Source organism: Streptomyces sp. NPDC051555 (genome assembly GCF_044454405.1).
In the GTDB taxonomy this organism is placed as follows: Bacteria; Actinomycetota; Actinomycetes; order Streptomycetales; family Streptomycetaceae; genus Streptomyces.
This window is the reverse complement of record NZ_JBITDP010000022.1, coordinates 89,922-106,205: the sequence shown is the minus strand read 5'-3', so window position 1 is coordinate 106,205 and position 16,284 is coordinate 89,922. Positions and strand designations below refer to the sequence as shown.

The 16,284-nt window shown below is 73.3% G+C and carries 14 protein-coding genes and 2 tRNA genes; 14 read left to right on the top strand and 2 right to left on the bottom strand.

The window, feature by feature from the left end; all coding sequences use genetic code 11:
- Positions 1-14 precede the first annotated feature (14 nt).
- The 9 genes from ACIBEA_RS33840 (at position 15) to ACIBEA_RS33800 (ending at position 8,684) form a co-directional block, all read left to right on the top strand.
- Positions 15-686, top strand: a complete 672-nt coding sequence (locus tag ACIBEA_RS33840; protein ID WP_399267054.1) for a phosphonatase-like hydrolase — start codon at positions 15-17, stop codon at positions 684-686.
- Entirely contained in the window at positions 683-1,732 is a 1,050-nt protein-coding gene (locus ACIBEA_RS33835; RefSeq protein ID WP_399267013.1) for an ABC transporter ATP-binding protein, read from the top strand. The genes ACIBEA_RS33840 and ACIBEA_RS33835 overlap by 4 nt, the downstream gene beginning before the upstream one ends.
- Positions 1,725-2,699, top strand: coding sequence for a 2-aminoethylphosphonate ABC transporter permease subunit (locus ACIBEA_RS33830; RefSeq protein ID WP_399267012.1), 975 nt, complete (start codon positions 1,725-1,727; stop codon positions 2,697-2,699). The genes ACIBEA_RS33835 and ACIBEA_RS33830 overlap by 8 nt, the downstream gene beginning before the upstream one ends.
- Entirely contained in the window at positions 2,686-3,483 is a 798-nt protein-coding gene (locus ACIBEA_RS33825) for an ABC transporter permease (RefSeq protein ID WP_399267011.1), read from the top strand. The genes ACIBEA_RS33830 and ACIBEA_RS33825 overlap by 14 nt, the downstream gene beginning before the upstream one ends.
- 50 nt (positions 3,484-3,533) lie before the next feature.
- Positions 3,534-4,604, top strand: a complete 1,071-nt coding sequence (locus ACIBEA_RS33820; RefSeq protein WP_399267053.1) for a 2-aminoethylphosphonate ABC transporter substrate-binding protein — start codon at positions 3,534-3,536, stop codon at positions 4,602-4,604.
- 149 nt (positions 4,605-4,753) lie between these two features.
- Entirely contained in the window at positions 4,754-6,283 is a 1,530-nt protein-coding gene (locus ACIBEA_RS33815) for an alkaline phosphatase family protein (protein WP_399267010.1), read from the top strand.
- 157 nt (positions 6,284-6,440) lie between these two features.
- Positions 6,441-7,220: an HAD-IIA family hydrolase gene (locus ACIBEA_RS33810; protein WP_385772631.1), complete on the top strand. Its 780-nt coding sequence runs from the start codon at positions 6,441-6,443 to the stop codon at positions 7,218-7,220.
- A 110-nt stretch (positions 7,221-7,330) separates the two neighbouring features.
- Entirely contained in the window at positions 7,331-7,936 is a 606-nt protein-coding gene (locus ACIBEA_RS33805; protein ID WP_399267009.1) for a hypothetical protein, read from the top strand.
- 10 nt (positions 7,937-7,946) lie between these two features.
- On the top strand, positions 7,947-8,684 hold the full coding sequence (locus ACIBEA_RS33800; protein WP_399267008.1) for a class F sortase: 738 nt from the start codon (positions 7,947-7,949) through the stop codon (positions 8,682-8,684).
- Between the two features lie 180 nt (positions 8,685-8,864).
- Here the strand turns inward: ACIBEA_RS33800 and ACIBEA_RS33795 are convergent.
- Positions 8,865-8,938, bottom strand: a tRNA-Lys gene (locus tag ACIBEA_RS33795).
- A gap of 213 nt (positions 8,939-9,151) precedes the next feature.
- On the opposite strand from ACIBEA_RS33795, the gene ACIBEA_RS33790 reads away from it, so the two are divergent.
- From ACIBEA_RS33790 to ACIBEA_RS33770, 5 genes are all read left to right on the top strand, one after another.
- Complete coding sequence (locus tag ACIBEA_RS33790; protein WP_399267052.1) at positions 9,152-10,486, top strand: peptidoglycan-binding protein; 1,335 nt, start codon at positions 9,152-9,154, stop codon at positions 10,484-10,486.
- Positions 10,487-10,497: 11 nt separating this feature from the next.
- Positions 10,498-12,585, top strand: coding sequence for an SPFH domain-containing protein (locus ACIBEA_RS33785; protein WP_399267007.1), 2,088 nt, complete (start codon positions 10,498-10,500; stop codon positions 12,583-12,585).
- Positions 12,586-12,825: 240 nt separating this feature from the next.
- A complete protein-coding gene (locus ACIBEA_RS33780; protein ID WP_399267051.1) occupies positions 12,826-13,419 on the top strand; it encodes a lytic polysaccharide monooxygenase in 594 nt (197 codons plus the stop codon).
- 26 nt (positions 13,420-13,445) lie between these two features.
- Positions 13,446-15,155 carry an AMP-binding protein gene (locus tag ACIBEA_RS33775; protein WP_399267006.1) on the top strand — a complete coding sequence of 570 codons (1,710 nt, stop codon included), beginning with the start codon at positions 13,446-13,448 and terminating at the stop codon, positions 15,153-15,155.
- Positions 15,156-15,221: 66 nt separating this feature from the next.
- Positions 15,222-15,295, top strand: a tRNA-Lys gene (locus ACIBEA_RS33770).
- A gap of 111 nt (positions 15,296-15,406) precedes the next feature.
- Here the strand turns inward: ACIBEA_RS33770 and ACIBEA_RS33765 are convergent.
- Positions 15,407-16,165 (bottom strand): IclR family transcriptional regulator, encoded by a 759-nt coding sequence (locus tag ACIBEA_RS33765; RefSeq protein ID WP_399267005.1) that lies wholly within the window; start codon positions 16,163-16,165, stop codon positions 15,407-15,409.
- Between the last annotated feature and the right edge of the window lie 119 nt (positions 16,166-16,284).

Genomic DNA, 16,284 nt, shown 5'->3' with positions numbered 1-16,284 from the left:
TCGTCGTCCTCGACATGGCCGGCACCACCGTCGCCGACGGGGGCCTCGTCGAGCGGGCCTTCGAGCGCGCCGCCGAGCAGCTCGGCGTCGAGCCCGGCTCCGCCGACCACGCCGAGAAGCTCCAGTACGTCCGCGACACCATGGGCGAGTCGAAGATCTCCGTCTTCCGCCACCTCTTCGGCTCGGAGGAGCTCGCCCAGCGCGCCAACGTCGCCTTCGAGGCGGCCTACGGCGCCCTGGTCGACGGCGGCCTCGTCGCCCCGCTCCCCGGTGCCCGCGAGGCCATCGACACCCTCCGCGGCCAAGGTCGCACCGTCGTCCTGACCACCGGCTTCGCCCGCGTCACCCAGGACGCGATCCTCGCCGCCCTCGGCTGGCAGGACCTCGCCGACCTCACCCTGTGCCCGGCCGACGCGGGCGGGCGCGGGCGCCCGTACCCGGACATGGTGCTGGCCGCCTTCCTGCGCACGGGCGCGGTGGCCGACGTGCGCGAGGCGGTCGTCGTCGGCGACACGGCCTACGACATGCTCAGCGGGTGCCGGGCGGGTGCCGGGATCGTGGCCGGCGTGCTGACCGGGGCGCACGACCGCGCGGCCCTCACCGCGCACGGCGCGACCCACGTCCTCGGATCCATCGCCGAACTCCCCGCCCTGCTCGGCCCCTTCGACCCGGAGCCCGCCGCGTGAGCGGCATCCGCTTCGACGCGGTCTCGGTCGCCTACGCGGGCACCACCGTCCTGGACTCGCTCGACCTGAGCGTCGAGCCCGGCGAGGTCATGGCGCTGCTCGGCCCCTCCGGTTCGGGCAAGACCACGGCGCTGCGGGCGGTCGCGGGTTTCGTACGTCCCCGCTCGGGCCGGGTGTTCATCGGGGACCGGGACGTCACGGCGCTCCCGCCGCACCGGCGCGGGATCGGCATGGTCGTCCAGCAGTACGCGCTCTTCCCGCACATGCGGGTCGAGGACAACGTCGCCTTCGGCCTCAAGGCGCAGAAGGCACCCAAGGCGCAGATCCCGGGGCGGGTCACCGAGGCCCTGGAGATGACGGGCATGGCGGCCTACGCCAAGCGCTACCCGCGCGAGCTGTCCGGCGGCCAGCAGCAGCGCGTGGCCATCGCCCGCGCGCTGGCGATCCGCCCCGGGGTGCTGCTGCTCGACGAGCCGCTCTCGGCGCTCGACGCGCAGCTGCGCTCCGGGATGCTCGCCGAACTGGCCCGGCTGCACCGCGAACTGCCCGACGTGTCCATCCTGTACGTCACCCACGACCAGGTCGAGGCGCTCACCCTCGCCGACCGGATCGCGGTCATGGACCGGGCGCGGCTCCAGGACTGCGGCACCCCGCAGGAGCTGTACCGCGCCCCGCGCACCGAGTTCACCGCCGCCTTCGTCGGCAACGCCAACCTCCTCCCGGTGACCGTCGCCGACGGCGGTGCGCTCTTCGCCGGGCGGACCCTGGAGCTCGACCCGGGCCGGGCGGCCCCCGGCGCGAGCGCCACCCTGTGCGTGCGCCCGCACCTGCTGGCCCTGGGCGACGGGCCCAACGCCCTGAGCGGCAGGATCACCGAGGTGCAGTGGCGGGGCTCGACGCACCGGCTGTACGTCGACGTGGACGGGCACCGGATCAAGGCGGACCTGCCGGAGCTGCGCGAGACCCCGGCCCTCGGCGACCACGTCACCCTGCACTTCGAACCCCGCGACGCGGTCCTGCTCTCGGCGGGAGTCTCCGATGGCTGAGGCCCCCGCGCCCGCCCCCGCGCCCGCGCCCGCCCCCGCACCCGCACCCCCCGCCCCCGCACCTCCGTCGCTGTCGGAGTCGGAGTCGGAGTCGGCGTCGGTGCCCGCCGCGGGCCGCCGGGCGCGGCCGGCCGGAGCCGGCGCGCGGACCCCGCCCCGCTGGGTGTGGGCCCTGCCGCCCGTGGTCGTGCTCGCCCTGGTCTTCCTCTACCCCCTCGCGCTGGTCGTCCAGCAGTCCTTCACCCCCGACACGGGCGGCGGTGCCTTCGACGCCTACGGGAAGGTCTTCGCCTCCACCGCCTTCCGCGAGGCCCTCGGCACCACCGTCTGGCTGGCCGTCGGTGCCACCGTCGGCTGCCTGGTCCTCGGCTTCGCGCTCGCCCTGGTCATCGCCTTCGTGCCCTTCCCCGGTGCGAAGGCCGTCGCCCGCTTCGTCGACGTCTTCCTCTCCTTCCCCTCCTTCCTCATCACCCTCGCGCTGCTCTTCCTCTACGGCAGCGTGGGCGTGGCCAACGGGGTCTGGACGGACGTCACCGGCGCGGCGGAGGGGCCCTTCCACTTCCTCACCACCCCCTGGGGCGTCCTCCTCGCGGAGATCACCTACTTCACGCCCTTCGTGATGCGTCCGCTGCTCGCCGCCTTCTCCCAACTGGACACCGCACAGGTGGAGGTGGCCTCCTCGCTCGGCGCGAGGCCCGGCCGGATCGTCCGGCGGGTGATCCTCCCCGAGGCCCTGCCCGCGCTCGGGGCGGGCGGCAGCCTGGTGCTGGTCATGTGCCTCAACGAATTCGGGATCGTGCTGTTCACCGGGGCCAAGGGCGTCACCACGCTGCCGATGCTGATCTACGGCAAGGCCATCCTCGAATCCGACTACCCGGCCGCCTGCGTGGTCGCCGTCGTCAACATCGCGATCTCCGTCGGCCTCTACGGCCTCTACCGGGTGGTGAGCAAGCGTGCTGGTGCATAGCAAGTCCGGCCGCTGGGCCGCCTGGGCCGGATTCGCCGTCCTCTTCCTGCCGCTCTTCGCCCTGCCCCTGCTCGTGGTGGTGGCGGCCTCCTTCGCCACCCACTGGTCCGGGGCCTTCCCCTCCGGCCCGACCACCGGGAACTACGCGGCCGCGGTCCGCGGGGAATCCCTCCAGGCGCTCACCACCAGCCTGGTCACCGCCCTGGTCGCCAGCCTGCTCGCGCTCACCGTCGGCACCTGGGCGGCGCTGGCCGCCGCCGGGCTGAAGAAGCGCGGGAAGCGGGTGCTGGACGCCCTGTTCGTCCTGCCGGTCGCCGTGCCGTCCGTGGTCGTGGGCCTCGCCGTGCTCGTGGCCTTCAGTCGCCCGCCGGTCCTGCTCAACGGCACGAGCGGCATCGTCATCCTGGCGCACACCCTCCTTGTCACGGCGTTCGCCCACCAGTCGGTCTCGGCCGCGATCGTACGTCTGGACCCGGCCTACGAGCAGGCGGCGGCCAGCCTCGGCGCCCGACCCTCGTACGTGCTGTGGCGGGTGAGGCTGCCCCTGTTGCTGCCCTCGCTCACCGCGGCCGCCGGACTCTGCTTCGCCCTGTCCATGGGCGAGTTGAGCGCCACGATGATGCTCTACCCGCCGGACTGGGTGCCCCTGCCCGTCCGGATCTTCACCGCCACCGACCGCGGCTCGCTCTTCGGCGGTTCCGCCGTCGCCGTGGTGCTGATGGCCGCCACCCTGCTGGTGCTGCTGGCCGTCGGCCGCGTCCGCACCAGAGCCTCCTACCGCTGAGCGGTATCCCTCCCGAACCCCGAAGGAACCCCATGTCCCGCGTGTCCCGCATGCCCCACAGCCTGCTGCGCCCGCTCGTCGCCCTGACCGGCTGCCTGGCCGTCGGCGCCACCCTCACCGCCTGCGGCGGCTCCTCCGCCGCCGACTCCGGGAGCGGCGAGAAGGTCGTCACCGTCTACAGCGCCGACGGGCTCAAGGGGGAGAAGGGCGACGGCTGGTACGACAAGGTCTTCGCCGACTTCACCAAGAAGACCGGCATCACCGTGAAGTACGTCGAGGGCGGCTCCGGCGAGATGGTGCAGCGCGCCGTCCGCGAGAAGTCCAACACGCAGGCCGACGTCCTGATCACGTTGCCGCCCTTCATCCAGCAGGCCGACGGCAAGGGGCTGCTCCAGTCGTACAAGCCCCAGGGTTCGGAACGGGTCAACGGCGCGAACAAGGCCGCCGACGGCAAGTGGACCTCGGTCGTCAACAACTACTTCGGCTTCGTCTACAACAAGAAGGAGCTGCCCGAGGCCCCCACGACCTGGGAGCAGCTGCTCGACGGCAAGTACAAGGGCAAGCTCCAGTACTCCACCCCCGGCGTCGCGGGCGACGGCACGGCCGTGCTCATCAAGTCGATGCACGACTTCGGCGGCAAGGAGCCGGCGCTGGAGTACCTGAAGAAGCTCCAGGCCAACAACGTCGGCCCGTCCTCCTCCACCAGCAAGCTCGCGCCGAAGACCGACAAGGGCGAGATCCTCGTCGCCAACGGCGACGTCCAGATGAACTTCGCCCAGTCCAAGTCCATGCCGAACCTGGGCATCTGGTTCCCGGCCAAGGACGGCGGCAAGCCCACCACCTTCGCACTGCCCTACGCGGCGGGCCTGATGGCCAAGGCCCCGCACACCGAGAACGGCAAGAAGCTCCTCGATTACTTGCTCACCGAGGACGCCCAGAAGCTGGTCAGCGAGGTCGGCGGCGGCTTCCCGGCCCGCGCCGACGTCAAGCCCACCGACGCCAACGCGGTCGAACTGACCAAGGTCATGACCGGGGTCGAGGTCTTCGAGCCGGACTGGGCCGACATCGACAAGAACCTGTCCGCGTACGTGGACGCGTGGAAGTCGGCCACTGGCAGCTGACCGGAAGCCGGTCGGTCACCCGCCCGTCACCCGCTCCCTGAAGAGTGACGTTTGCATAACGGGTCTGGTCCAGTGTGATGGACCGGACCCGCGCAGGAACACGCACCAACCCCCGGTCCCTCCCCTTCGCTTACTCCCTGGAGGAGTACGTGTCCCCTGTCCTGCCCGGACGCGCCCTCGCCGTGGCGGCCACCGCCGCGGCCCTGATCGCCGCCGCCGCCCAGACCGCGCCGGCCGCCCCCGCCCCGGCCGCCGCCCCGGTCGCCGCCGTCAACAAGGTCCTGGTCATCGGGATCGACGGCACCGTCCTCGACCGCGTCAAGGTCGCCGACGCCCCGAACCTCAACGGCCTGATGGCACAGGGCCTCACCGCGCGCAGCACCCTGTACGCGAACCCGATGGCCGCGACCTCCTCCGGTCCCGGTTGGTCCACGATCGCCACGGGCGTCTGGCCCGACAAGCACGGCGTGAAGGACAACTCCTTCACCGGCAAGAACTACACGGCGTACCCGGACTTCCTCACCCGCATCGAGAACGCCAAGCCGGCGCTCCACACCTACGCGGCGGCCGACTGGGAGCCCATCACCTCCACCGATCAGAACGGCCCGATCTTCTCGCCCACGGTGGACAAGCGCCTCTCCCTCAAGGGCGACCGCGACGGCTACGGCAGCGAGGACCCGAAGATCGCCGCCGCGGCCTCGGCCGAACTGCGCGACCAGAACCCGGACGCCGCCTTCGTCTACTTCGGCGAGATCGACCACGCCGGCCACAGCTCCGGCGCCGCCAGCCAGGAGTACCTGAACACCATCGGCCGCGTGGACAAGCTCGTCGGCCAGCTCCTCACCGCCGTCGCGGCCCGCCCGACGTACGCCCAGGAGAACTGGAAGGTCCTGGTCACCACCGACCACGGGCACACCGACGCCGGCGGCCACGGCGGCTCCAGCATCCAGGAGCGCGGCACCTTCGTCATCGCCAAGGGGGCCGGCATCGCCGCCGGTTCGGTCCGTGGCGACGTACGCCTCGTCGACGTCGCGGCCACCGCGCTCCAGCAGGTCGGCGTCCCCACCGCCGGATTGGACGGCGTACCGCTGGACACCCCGGACAGCGACCCCTTCGACACCCTGCGCCCCGCACTCCAGGCCCGGGTCGACGAAACGGGCATCCCGGCGGGGGTGAAGGGCTTCACGCACACCCCGCCCGCGGGCTGGAGCGTCGACAACTCCAAGATGGGCACGGGCGGTGTCACCGAGTGGGCCGGATGGGCCTTCGCCACCGACGAGTTCTGGAGCCAGTCCCAGCGCGACCAGTGGCGCGAGCTGAACGTCCGCTCCCGTGACGTCTTCGCCGTCGCCGACTCCGACGAGTGGGACGACAAGAGCCACACCGGCACCTTCGACTCCACCCTCGTCACCCCCAAGTGGCCGGTGACCGGCGGCACGACGAGGACGCTCGCCTTCCAGACGCACTACCGCCACGAGGCCGGCCAGAGCGCCCAGGTCCTCGTGTCCTACAACGGCGCCGCCCCCTCGGTCGTCAAGAACTACACCGCCGACGCCGTCGCCAAGGGCGAGGCCATCACCCTCCAGGTCCCGGCGGGCGCCACCGACGTCCAGGTCCGCTTCCGCTACAGCGGCACCAACAACTGGTACTGGACCGTCGACAACGTGACCCTCGGCTGAGCCTCGGCCGGCCCTCCGGAGCCGCCGTTGCCCCAGGTGGCCGGGTCGTGGACGCCTCACGCGCCCGCGGCCCGGCCCGCGTAGGGTGGTAGAGACCACGAGCAGCGGTCAGCGGGCCCGGCCGGAACAGAGGCCACCGAGAGCGGAGAACAGTCCAGTGGCAGAGCGCAAGCCGATCGAATCCTGGCTCACCGACATGGACGGGGTCCTCATTCACGAGGGCATTCCGATCCCGGGCGCCGATGCCTTCATCAAGCGGCTGCGCGAGTCGGGCAAGCCCTTCCTGGTCCTGACCAACAACTCCATCTACACCCCGCGCGACCTCCAGGCCCGCCTCCAGCGGATGGGCCTCGACGTCCCCGTCGAGAACATCTGGACCTCGGCGCTGGCCACCGCGAAGTTCCTCGACGACCAGCGCCCCGGCGGCACGGCGTACGTCATCGGCGAGGCCGGACTCACCACCGCCCTGCACGACATCGGCTACATCCTGACCGACCACGAGCCCGACTACGTGGTGCTCGGCGAGACCCGCACCTACAGCTTCGAGGCCATGACCAAGGCCGTCCGCCTGATCAACGCGGGCGCCCGCTTCATCTGCACCAACCCGGACGAGACCGGCCCCTCCGCCGAGGGCCCGCTGCCCGCCACGGGCGCCGTCGCCGCGCTGATCACCAAGGCCACCGGCAAGAAGCCGTACTTCGCCGGCAAGCCGAACCCGCTGATGATGCGCACCGGCCTCAACGCCATCGGCGCGCACTCCGAGACCAGCGCGATGATCGGCGACCGGATGGACACCGACGTCCTCGCCGGCCTCGAAGCGGGCATGCAGACCTTCCTCGTGCTGACCGGCCTGACCTCCGAAGCGGACACCGAGCAGTTCCCGTACCGCCCCACCAAGACCGTCCCCTCGATCGCGGACCTGGTCGACCTCATCTAAACCCCCCTTCGCCCGACCGTCGTACCTCTGACACGTACGGGCCAAGCGCGCGCCGCTCCGGATGCGGAGCGGCGCGCCGCACGTGAACCTCCTTGTTGAGGAGGTTCACCATGCGCAGTGATCTGATCGCTCTCCGTGTCGCCGGGGTGGCCGTCGCCCTGACGGCACTCTCCGCCGTGACCACCGTGGCAGCGCCCATCGCCCTCGCCAACGGGGACGACCGCGGCAGCGTCTCGGCCAATCCCGACCCGGCCCACCCGGGGGCGCAGGTCAAGCTGCGCGTCCGCGGCTGTGACAGCGACTCGGCGTCCGCCACGTCCTCGGCCTTCGTCTCCGAGGTCCGCCTCGGCCGGGGTCACGGCGGCGGCGAGCGGGAGTTGTGGGGCGACGCCCACATCCGCTCCGACGCCTGGTCCGGCCGGCACGAGATCCGCGTCCAGTGCGACCGGGACGGCAGGGTCAGCGGCTCCCTGGAAGTCGAACACCGGCCCTCGCACCACTCCACCCCGATCTGGCCGGTCCACGCGGGCGGCGGCGGGATGGCGGCCGAGCTGGCCGCCGCGCCCCCCGCGAACGCCACCACCGCCAAGAAGGACCACGGGACGGGCGGCCCCGGCCTGCCGCACACGGTGATCGGCGCGGTGCTGGCCGCCGCGGCGACCCTCGCCGTCGCGGGCCGCGCGCTGGCCCTGCGCCGCCGCCGCAGCGGGCAGTGAGGCCGCCGCGGTGAGCGCGGAGCCGAAGGCGTCGGGCAGCGGCCGGCTGCTGACCGCCGCCGCCTGGACCGTGCTGGTGCTGGGGCTGTGGCTGTGGGGCCGCGAGATCACCGGGGTGCCCGGGGGCCCGTACGCCCAGCCCGGCCTGATGGCCGCCCCCGGCCTGCCCGCCGCGCACGCCCCGCTCCCCGCGCCGGCCGCGGCCGGTCCGCCGCAGCGCGTGGACGTGCCCTCCATAGGCATCCAGGCCCCGGTGATGGTCCGGGGCCTGGACGCCGAGGGGGCGATCGAACCGCCGCCGTACGACAAGTCGGGCACGGTGGGCTGGTGGTCGGGCGGGGTCCAGCCGGGCGCCGCGGGCGCCGCGCTGCTGGTCGGTCACGTGGACACCGAGTCCAAGCCCGCCGTCTTCTACGGGCTCAGCTCGGCGCAGGCGGGCGGCAAGGTGCGGGTGCTGCGTACGGACGGGATGACCGCCGAGTTCACCATCGACGACATCCAGGTCTACGAGCGGGCCGCCTTCGACGCGCACAAGGCCTACGGGCCGAAGGTGCCGGGCCGGGCCGAACTGCGGCTGGTGACCTGCGGGGGCTCCTATGACAAGGCGGCGAAGACGTACACGGCGAACGTGGTCGTGTCGGCGTACCTGACGGCCACGATGAAGACGGCCGAGCAGTCCGATCCGGCCGGATCGCCCGCGGCCGGATCACCGGCCGGCTCGCCCTCGCCCACCGCGGCGGGCGGCTGACACGGGCCCGGCCGCGTGTCCGTCGCCCGGGCCGCGGCCGGGCCCGTCCTCGACCGCGTGGGCCCGCCCGGGCTGCGGGAGGAAGCCGGGGGACCGATGCGGGAGGTCCGCCCGCCACTGTAGGGCCGCAGGACACAGCGAAGAAGCCCCCCGCGTGAGCGAGGGGCTTCTTCGTGTCTGTGCGCCGCCAGGGACTCGAACCCCGGACCCGCTGATTAAGAGTCAGCTGCTCTAACCAACTGAGCTAGCGGCGCTTGTTCTGACAAAGAGAACTTTACCCCACACGGGACGGTGCTCGTGACAACACACGCCCGCCTTGTCCGATTAGCCCATGTTTAGGGTGTTTATCGTGCACGATGTGTTCTGGCCGCGCCGTACCTGATGCCCCGCCAGATACGCCCCCGGCCGCCCAGTGGACGAAACAGGGGAGTGGACGGAACCGCATGACGACGCAGCCTCCGACACCGATGCCGATGCCGCTCTTCACGGAGTACGACCCCGAGCGCGACTGCGCGTGCCCGGGCTGCGCACAGCGCCGCCGCTCCCTGGCCCGCGCACGGGCCATACCGCTCCGGGACGGCGGGCACCCGGCCGCGCGCGGAGCCCGGCGCGCGCTGGTGCTGGCCACGGCCGCGGGCGTGGTGCTCGGCGGTGGGGGTGGCGCCGCGGTGGCGGTCGCCAACCCCGAACCGGTGCCGGGTCCGCTCGCGCCCGGCAGCCCGCAGGGCCCGCGGGCCCCGCTGCACGGCCCCGCCCCGGCGGCCCCGCCGCACGCACCGACGGTGCGGCGGCAGATCGACCGCGCGACGATCATCAACCGGGCGAAGCTGTGGCTGGACGCGCAGGTCCCGTACAGCATGTCCCTCTACTGGACCGACGGCTACCGCCAGGACTGCTCCGGCTACGTCTCCATGGTCTGGAACCTCGGCACCAACGAATGGACCGGGAGCCTCGACAAGTTCGCCACCCGGATCACCAAGGACGAGCTCCTGCCGGGGGACATGCTGCTCTTCCACAACCCGGCCGACCCCAACCAGGGCTCGCACGTCACCCTCTTCGGCGGCTGGGTGGACGAGAGCCGCACGCACTACATCGCCTACGAGCAGACGCGCCCCTACACCCGGAAGCTGGCGACCCCCTACGGGTACTGGAACAACGCGACCAAGTACCTGCCCTACCGCTACAACGGGCTCACGGGGGCGCCCGCGGTGACGCCGGTGCCCCCGGCGACGCCCGTGACGCTGCCCGTCCCCAAGCCGACGGTCGACGCGCCCTATCCGGGGGCGGAGAAGTTCGGGCCGGGCGCGAACAACGCGTACGTCACCCAGCTCGGCCGGATGCTCGGCGAGCGCGGCGGCGCACGGTTCTACCCGCAGGGGGCCGGCCCGCAGTGGACCGACTCCGACCGACTGGCCACCGAAGCCTTCCAGCGGGCCCAGGGCTGGACGGGCGAGGAAGCGGACGGCCTGCCCGGTCCGCAGACCTGGAAGCTCCTGGTCCAGAAGAAGGGCAAGGACATCCCGCCCACGACGACCGGGGCGGCGGGCCCGCCGTCGCTACAGGTGCCGACGTACCCGGGGGCCGCGGCGCTGCGCCCCGGGGCGTTCGGGCCGGCGGTCACGACGCTGGGGCGGCAACTGATGAAGAAGGGCTTCGGCAAGTACTACTCGACCGGTCCGGGTCCCCGGTGGGGCGAGGCCGACCGCCGTGCCGTCGAGGCGTTCCAGCGCGCGCAGGGCTGGCGCGGCGCCTCGGCCGACGGCTACCCGGGCCCGGAAACCTGGCGCCGGCTGTTCGCATGACGGAGGAAACCATGTACCCCACGCGTACGACGTCCACGACGGGCACCATGCGGATCCCCCCGGTGCCGCCGCCCGCACCCCTGACCGTCCGGGCCCAGGAGCGGGCTCCGGCTCCGGCCCCGCGTACGGAAGCGACCCGGTCCCAGGGGCGCTGGACGATGCCCCCGGTGGCGCCCCGGGCGGGCCTGCACACCCTCGCCGGCCCGCCGGCGGTCCCGGACGCGCCCCGCGCCGAGGCCCACTCCTTCGCGGACGAGCCGCGTCCGGAGCCGGCGGCGAAGCCGTACGGGTACGCGGCGCGGCCGCACCCGCAGGCGCAGGAGCAGGGCCCCGAGCTCGGACCGGACCCGGAGGAGGACCGGCCCCTGTGGGAGGCGGTCGGGCCCGAGCCCACGGCCGAGGAGGCGCACGCGCCGGAGGACGCGGCCGAGGACGCGGACGCCGGTGACACCGGGTGGACGTGGCTCGAGGCGGTCGTGGCCGCCGGGGACCCGACCCGGCACGAGGTCCCCGCCGCGCGCGGCGAAACCGGAACGGAAGCGGAGGTGCCGGCGGCGGCGGTCGAGGCCGACCCGGCCCCGGAGCCGGCCATGGCCGGAGCCGGTGCGGGCCATGGCTCCGGGTCGGGATGCGGCTCCGCCACCGCCGTCGCCGCGGCCCCCGCGCACGGGCTGGACATCGCCGCGTTCCCCACCCCCGCGGCGGACGCACCCCCCGCCCCGGAAGCGGACCACGCCCTCCCCACCCTCCCCACCCTCCGTACCCCCGCGGCCGACGCCGCCCCCGCCCGCGCGTCGGGCGCCGTTCCCGGACCCGGAGCGGAACCGGCCCCCGGGCCCGGGACCGGCCCCGCGCCGGGGACCGCCGGAGCCCCCGAGAGCGGCCCCGCGCCCGGAACCGCCCCCGCCCCCGGTGCGGCCCGCCCGCACGGCGGCGGTGTGTGGCCGCCCGCTCCCACGCCCGGAGGTGGGCGCGGGGTGCCCGGGCCCGGGGTCGCGCACGTGGTCGCGCAGGCCGTGGCCCGGGGGATGGAGGAGGACACCCAGGACCTGCCCCGGGTGAGCCTCCCGGTCCCGGGCTCCGCGGCCACCGAGGTACCGGCCGGTCTGCCCTTCCGGGACGGGGCGACCGGGGTGCTGCGCCCCTCGGCCGGCCCGCGGCCGCGCCCGGCGGCCCCCGCCGCCCCCGGCCGCCGGGTCCCGCGCGGTGACGAACGGCTGCGCGAGCGCCGCGGCCCGGTCCTGCCCGGCTCGGTCGGCCTGCTCGTCGGCGGCCTCGCCCTCGCGGGGTGCGCGGCCGTGCTCTGGCGGGCCGGGGCGCTGCCCGCCGCGCTGGTGGCGGGCTTCGGCGTGACGCCCCGGGCGTACCAAGGGCTGCGCGCCTACCAGTGGCCCCCGTTGGCCTTCCTCGGGATCGTCGCCCTGTTCGCCCTCGGCGGGCTGGGGCGCGGTCGTACCGGGCACGCGCTGGTGCTGACCCTCTTCGGCCGCTACCGCGGCACGGTCCGCCGGACCGGCCTGTTGTGGGCCAGCCCGCTGCTGCTGCGCCGCCGGGTCGACGTACGGCTGCGGCACTGGCGCAGCGACCCGCTGCCCGCCGTGGACTCGGGCGGTCTGGCCCTCCAGGTCGTCGTGCAGGTGGTCTGGCAGATCAAGGACACCGCCCGCGCCACGCTGGCCGTCGAGGACCACATCGACTACCTCGCCGAGCAGGTCGAGTCCGCCATGGCCCGGGTGCTCTCGCAACTGCCGGCCGACGCCTTCCACGAGGACGCCCCGACCCTGCGCGACGCGGAGGCGGTCGGGGACGCGCTGACCCGGATGCTGGCGGACGAGACGGAGGCGGTGGGCATCGAGGTGTACTCGGCCCAGCCGACCCGGATCGAGTACGCCCCGGAGGTCGCCGCGGCGATGCGCCGGCGCCGGATCGCCGCGCTCGACGCGCAGCACCGGGACAGCGTGCTGACGTCGGTGGTGGACGCGGTGGACGACACCGTCAACCGGCTGACCTCGCGCGGGCTCGTCGAGCTGGACGACTACGAGCGCAAGGCGCTCGTCAAGGACCTCACCGTGGCCTTCTACACGGGCCGCCCCGAGTAGCCCGCAGGGCCGGGTGGACGGGCGAGGGGCGGCCGGAGCCACCGGCCGCCCCTCGCGCGCGTCCGCCCACATTGCGGGACGCCCGTTCGCCGATTGGTCTGGACATGGCCAACTCCCGTCAATAATCTGGAACTTGGTCTAGACCTGAATTCCGGTACCGCAGTCCCCCGCGTGCGCACGCTCACCGAACTCCCCCCACGTTCTAGGAGCATCATGCGTAAGTCCCGCATGTCCATCCCCATGCCCAGACGGATCGGCTCCGCCGCGATCGGCCTCGGCATGATCGTCGGCGTATCCGTCCTCAGCGCCCCCACCGCGAGCAGTCACGGGTACACCGACACGCCCATCAGCCGCCAGAAGCTCTGCGCCAACAAGACCGTCGCAGACTGCGGACCCATCCAGTGGGAACCGCAGAGCGTCGAGGGCCTCAAGGGCTTCCCGGCGGCCGGTCCCGCCGACGGCCGGATATGTTCCGGCAACCACACCGAGTTCGCGCAGCTCGACGACCCGCGCGGCGGTGCCTGGCCGACGACGAAGATCACCAGCGGCGCGCCCTACGACTTCCGGTGGCAGTTCACGGCGAACCACTCCACCACCGACTTCCGCTACTACGTCACCAAGAACGGATGGGACCCGACCAAGCCGCTCACCAGGGCCTCGCTCGACCCGCAGCCCTTCCTCACGGTCGCCTACAACGGCGCCCGACCCGCCATGACCACCATCCACCACGGCACGCTGCCCAGCGGCAAGACGGGCCGGCACATGATCCTGGCGGTGTGGACGGTCAACGACACGCCCAACGCCTTCTACTCCTGCTCCGACGTTCAGTTCTGACGCAGCGTCAGCTACCCTCCGGCGGCATGCGGAGGACGACGACACCAGGGACCGTCGCGGAGCTCGTGGCGCGCCAGTGGGGCGATCACCGGCCCGGGCTGAGGTACGGCGACGCCGTCCTCAGCCACCATCGGAGCGCCGCCGAGAGCGCCGCGCGCGCGGCGCTGCTCGTCGACCTGCTCCCTCCGGGGGAGCCGCCGCACGTGGGGGTGCTGCTCGACAACACCCCCGAGTTCCCGTTCTGGCTCGGCGCGGCGGCCCTGGCCGGGGCCGCCGTCGCCGGGATCAACCCCACGCGGCGCGGCCCCGAGCTGGCCCGCGACGTCCTGCACACCGACTGCCGGATCCTGGTCACCGAACGGGCCCACCTGCCGTTGCTCGACGGCCTCGACCTGCCCGGCGTGCGGATCCTGGTGACCGACGACGACGGGGAGTACGCCGCCCTGCTCGCCCCCTACGCCGGCGCCGGGCCGGGGGACGCCGTGCTCCGGCCCGCCGGCCCGGAGCCCGGCGACCGACTGCTCCTCTACTTCACCTCCGGGTCCACCGGCGCCCCCAAGGCGGCGATCTGCACCCAGGGGCGGCTCGCCGCCGCCGGTGCGGCGCTGGTGCGGCAGTTCTCGGTCACGCCCGACGACGTCCACTACATCTGCATGCCGATGTTCCACGGCAACGCCGTCATCGCCGACTGGCTCCCGGCGCTGGCCGGGGGCGCCTCGGTGGCGCTGCGCCGCCGCTTCTCGGCCTCCGCGTTCCTGGACGACGTACGGGCGTACGGGGCGACGTACTTCACCTACGTCGGGCGGGCCGTCCAGTACCTCCTGGCCACCGAGCCGCGCCCCGACGACCGGGACAATCCGCTGCGCCTCGGCTTCGGCACCGAGGCCGGGGCGGTGGACGCGGCCCGCTTCGCCGAGCGGTTCGGGGTCCGCCTCGTCGAGGGCTACGGCGCCACGGAGGGCGGCGCCTCCGTGCAGCGCACCCCGGACACCCCCGCGGGCGCCCTGGGCCGGGCCGGCGCGGGGGACGACCTGGCGGTGATCGACCCGGCGACGGGCACCGAGTGCCCGCCCGCGGACCTCGACGCCGGGGGCCGCCTGACGAACGGCGCCGAGGCCATAGGAGAGCTGGTCAACCGGGGCCGCAGCCTCTTCGAGGGGTACTGGCGCAATCCCGACGCGGAGGCGGCCCGCACCCGGGACGGCTGGTACTGGACCGGAGACCTCTTCTTCCGCGACCGGGCCGGCTTCCTCTACTTCGCCGGGCGCACGGACGACCGGCTGCGGGTCGACAGCGAGAACCTGGCCGCCGCGATGATCGAGAACATCCTGGCCCGGTGGGAGGACGCGGCGGCCGTCGCGGTCTACGCGGTGCCGGACGAGGTGGCCGGGGACCAGGTGATGGCCGCCCTCGCGCTGCGGCCGGGGGCCGTCTTCGATCCGGGAGCCTTCGAGACCTTCCTCGCCGCGCAGCCGGACCTGGGGACGAAGATGGCGCCGCGCTACGTGCGGGTGGTGGCGGCCATGCCCGTGACCGCGACGAACAAGGTGCACCGGGTGGGCCTGCGCCGGGCCGGCTTCTTCCCCCAGCTATCGCTGGGAGGTGCCCCCGGGCCGGACCCGGTCTGGTGGCGTCCGGCCGGGGAGGCGGGCTACCGGCCGCTGGCGGCGGCGGACGTGTCCGCGCTCCTGGCGTCCTACGCGGCCCAGGCCCGCGCGGAACTGCTGGACCGCTGACCGGGGCGGTCGGAGAAATGGTGGTCGCGAGCACCCCCGGGGACCAGGTAATATTTTCTTTGTCAGGCGCCGCTAGCTCAGTTGGTTAGAGCAGCTGACTCTTAATCAGCGGGTCCGGGGTTCGAGTCCCTGGCGGCGCACCTTTACTTCGGGCGGTTTCCGGTTCACCGGGAACCGCCCGAAGTGTTTTTCGGCCCCGTCGGCCCCGGCCCCGGCCCCGCTCCCCGCTCCTGCGGGTGCCCGGCCCAGCCCTACAGGGTGAGCGACAGCAGCAGCGGCGCGGCCTTGCGGTTCAGCGCCTCGGCCGCGGCCCGCAGTCGGTGCGCGTGTTCCACCGGCATCGACAGCGCCAGGCAGCCCACGGCCGATCCGGCGGTGATCGGAACCGCCGCGCACACCGTGCCCACCGCGTATTCCTGCAGGTCGAGCATCGGCACCGTGGCCGGCTGGCTGTCCAGCTTCGAGAAGAGGATCTGCTCGTTCGTGATCGTCTTCGACGTCAGCCGGGCGATCTTGTGGCGCGACAGGTGGTCGCGGCGGCCGTTCTGGTCCAGCTGCGTCAGCAGGCACTTGCCGACCGCGCTCGCGTGCGCGGCGGAGCGGAAGTCGACCCACTCGTGCACCTTGGGGGTGCGGGGGCTGTCCGCGAACTGCGTGATCCTGACCTCGCCGTCCACGTACCGGCTGATGTAGACCGCCGCCCCCACCGAGTCGCGCAGCCGGTCCAGGGTCTCCTGGAGCTTGTCCTGCAGGGCCTGCTGCCGGTCGACGCCGGAGCCGAGCAGGACGAGCGAGTCGCCTATCGCGTAGGCGCCGTCGGACACCTGGAGCACGTACCCCTCGCGGCGCAGCATGAGGAGCATGGGGGTGAGGTGGGCCGCGGGCAGCCCCGTCTCACGGGCGATCTGTACGTCCGTCACACCGCCGGAGTGCCGTGCGATGGTTTCGAGTACGCGCAGTGCGTACTGCACCGAGTGGAACGGCGCGGTCGGCTCGGGCTTCAGCGCCACGGTTTCCCCCTAGCAGGTTGTTACCGCTTGCTCTCACACGATAGCCACGAAGAAGCCCGCACGGGGCGCCTGTTGAAGAACTTGATGGCTCAATCATGCCCTTCCGTCAGTGGCTACTC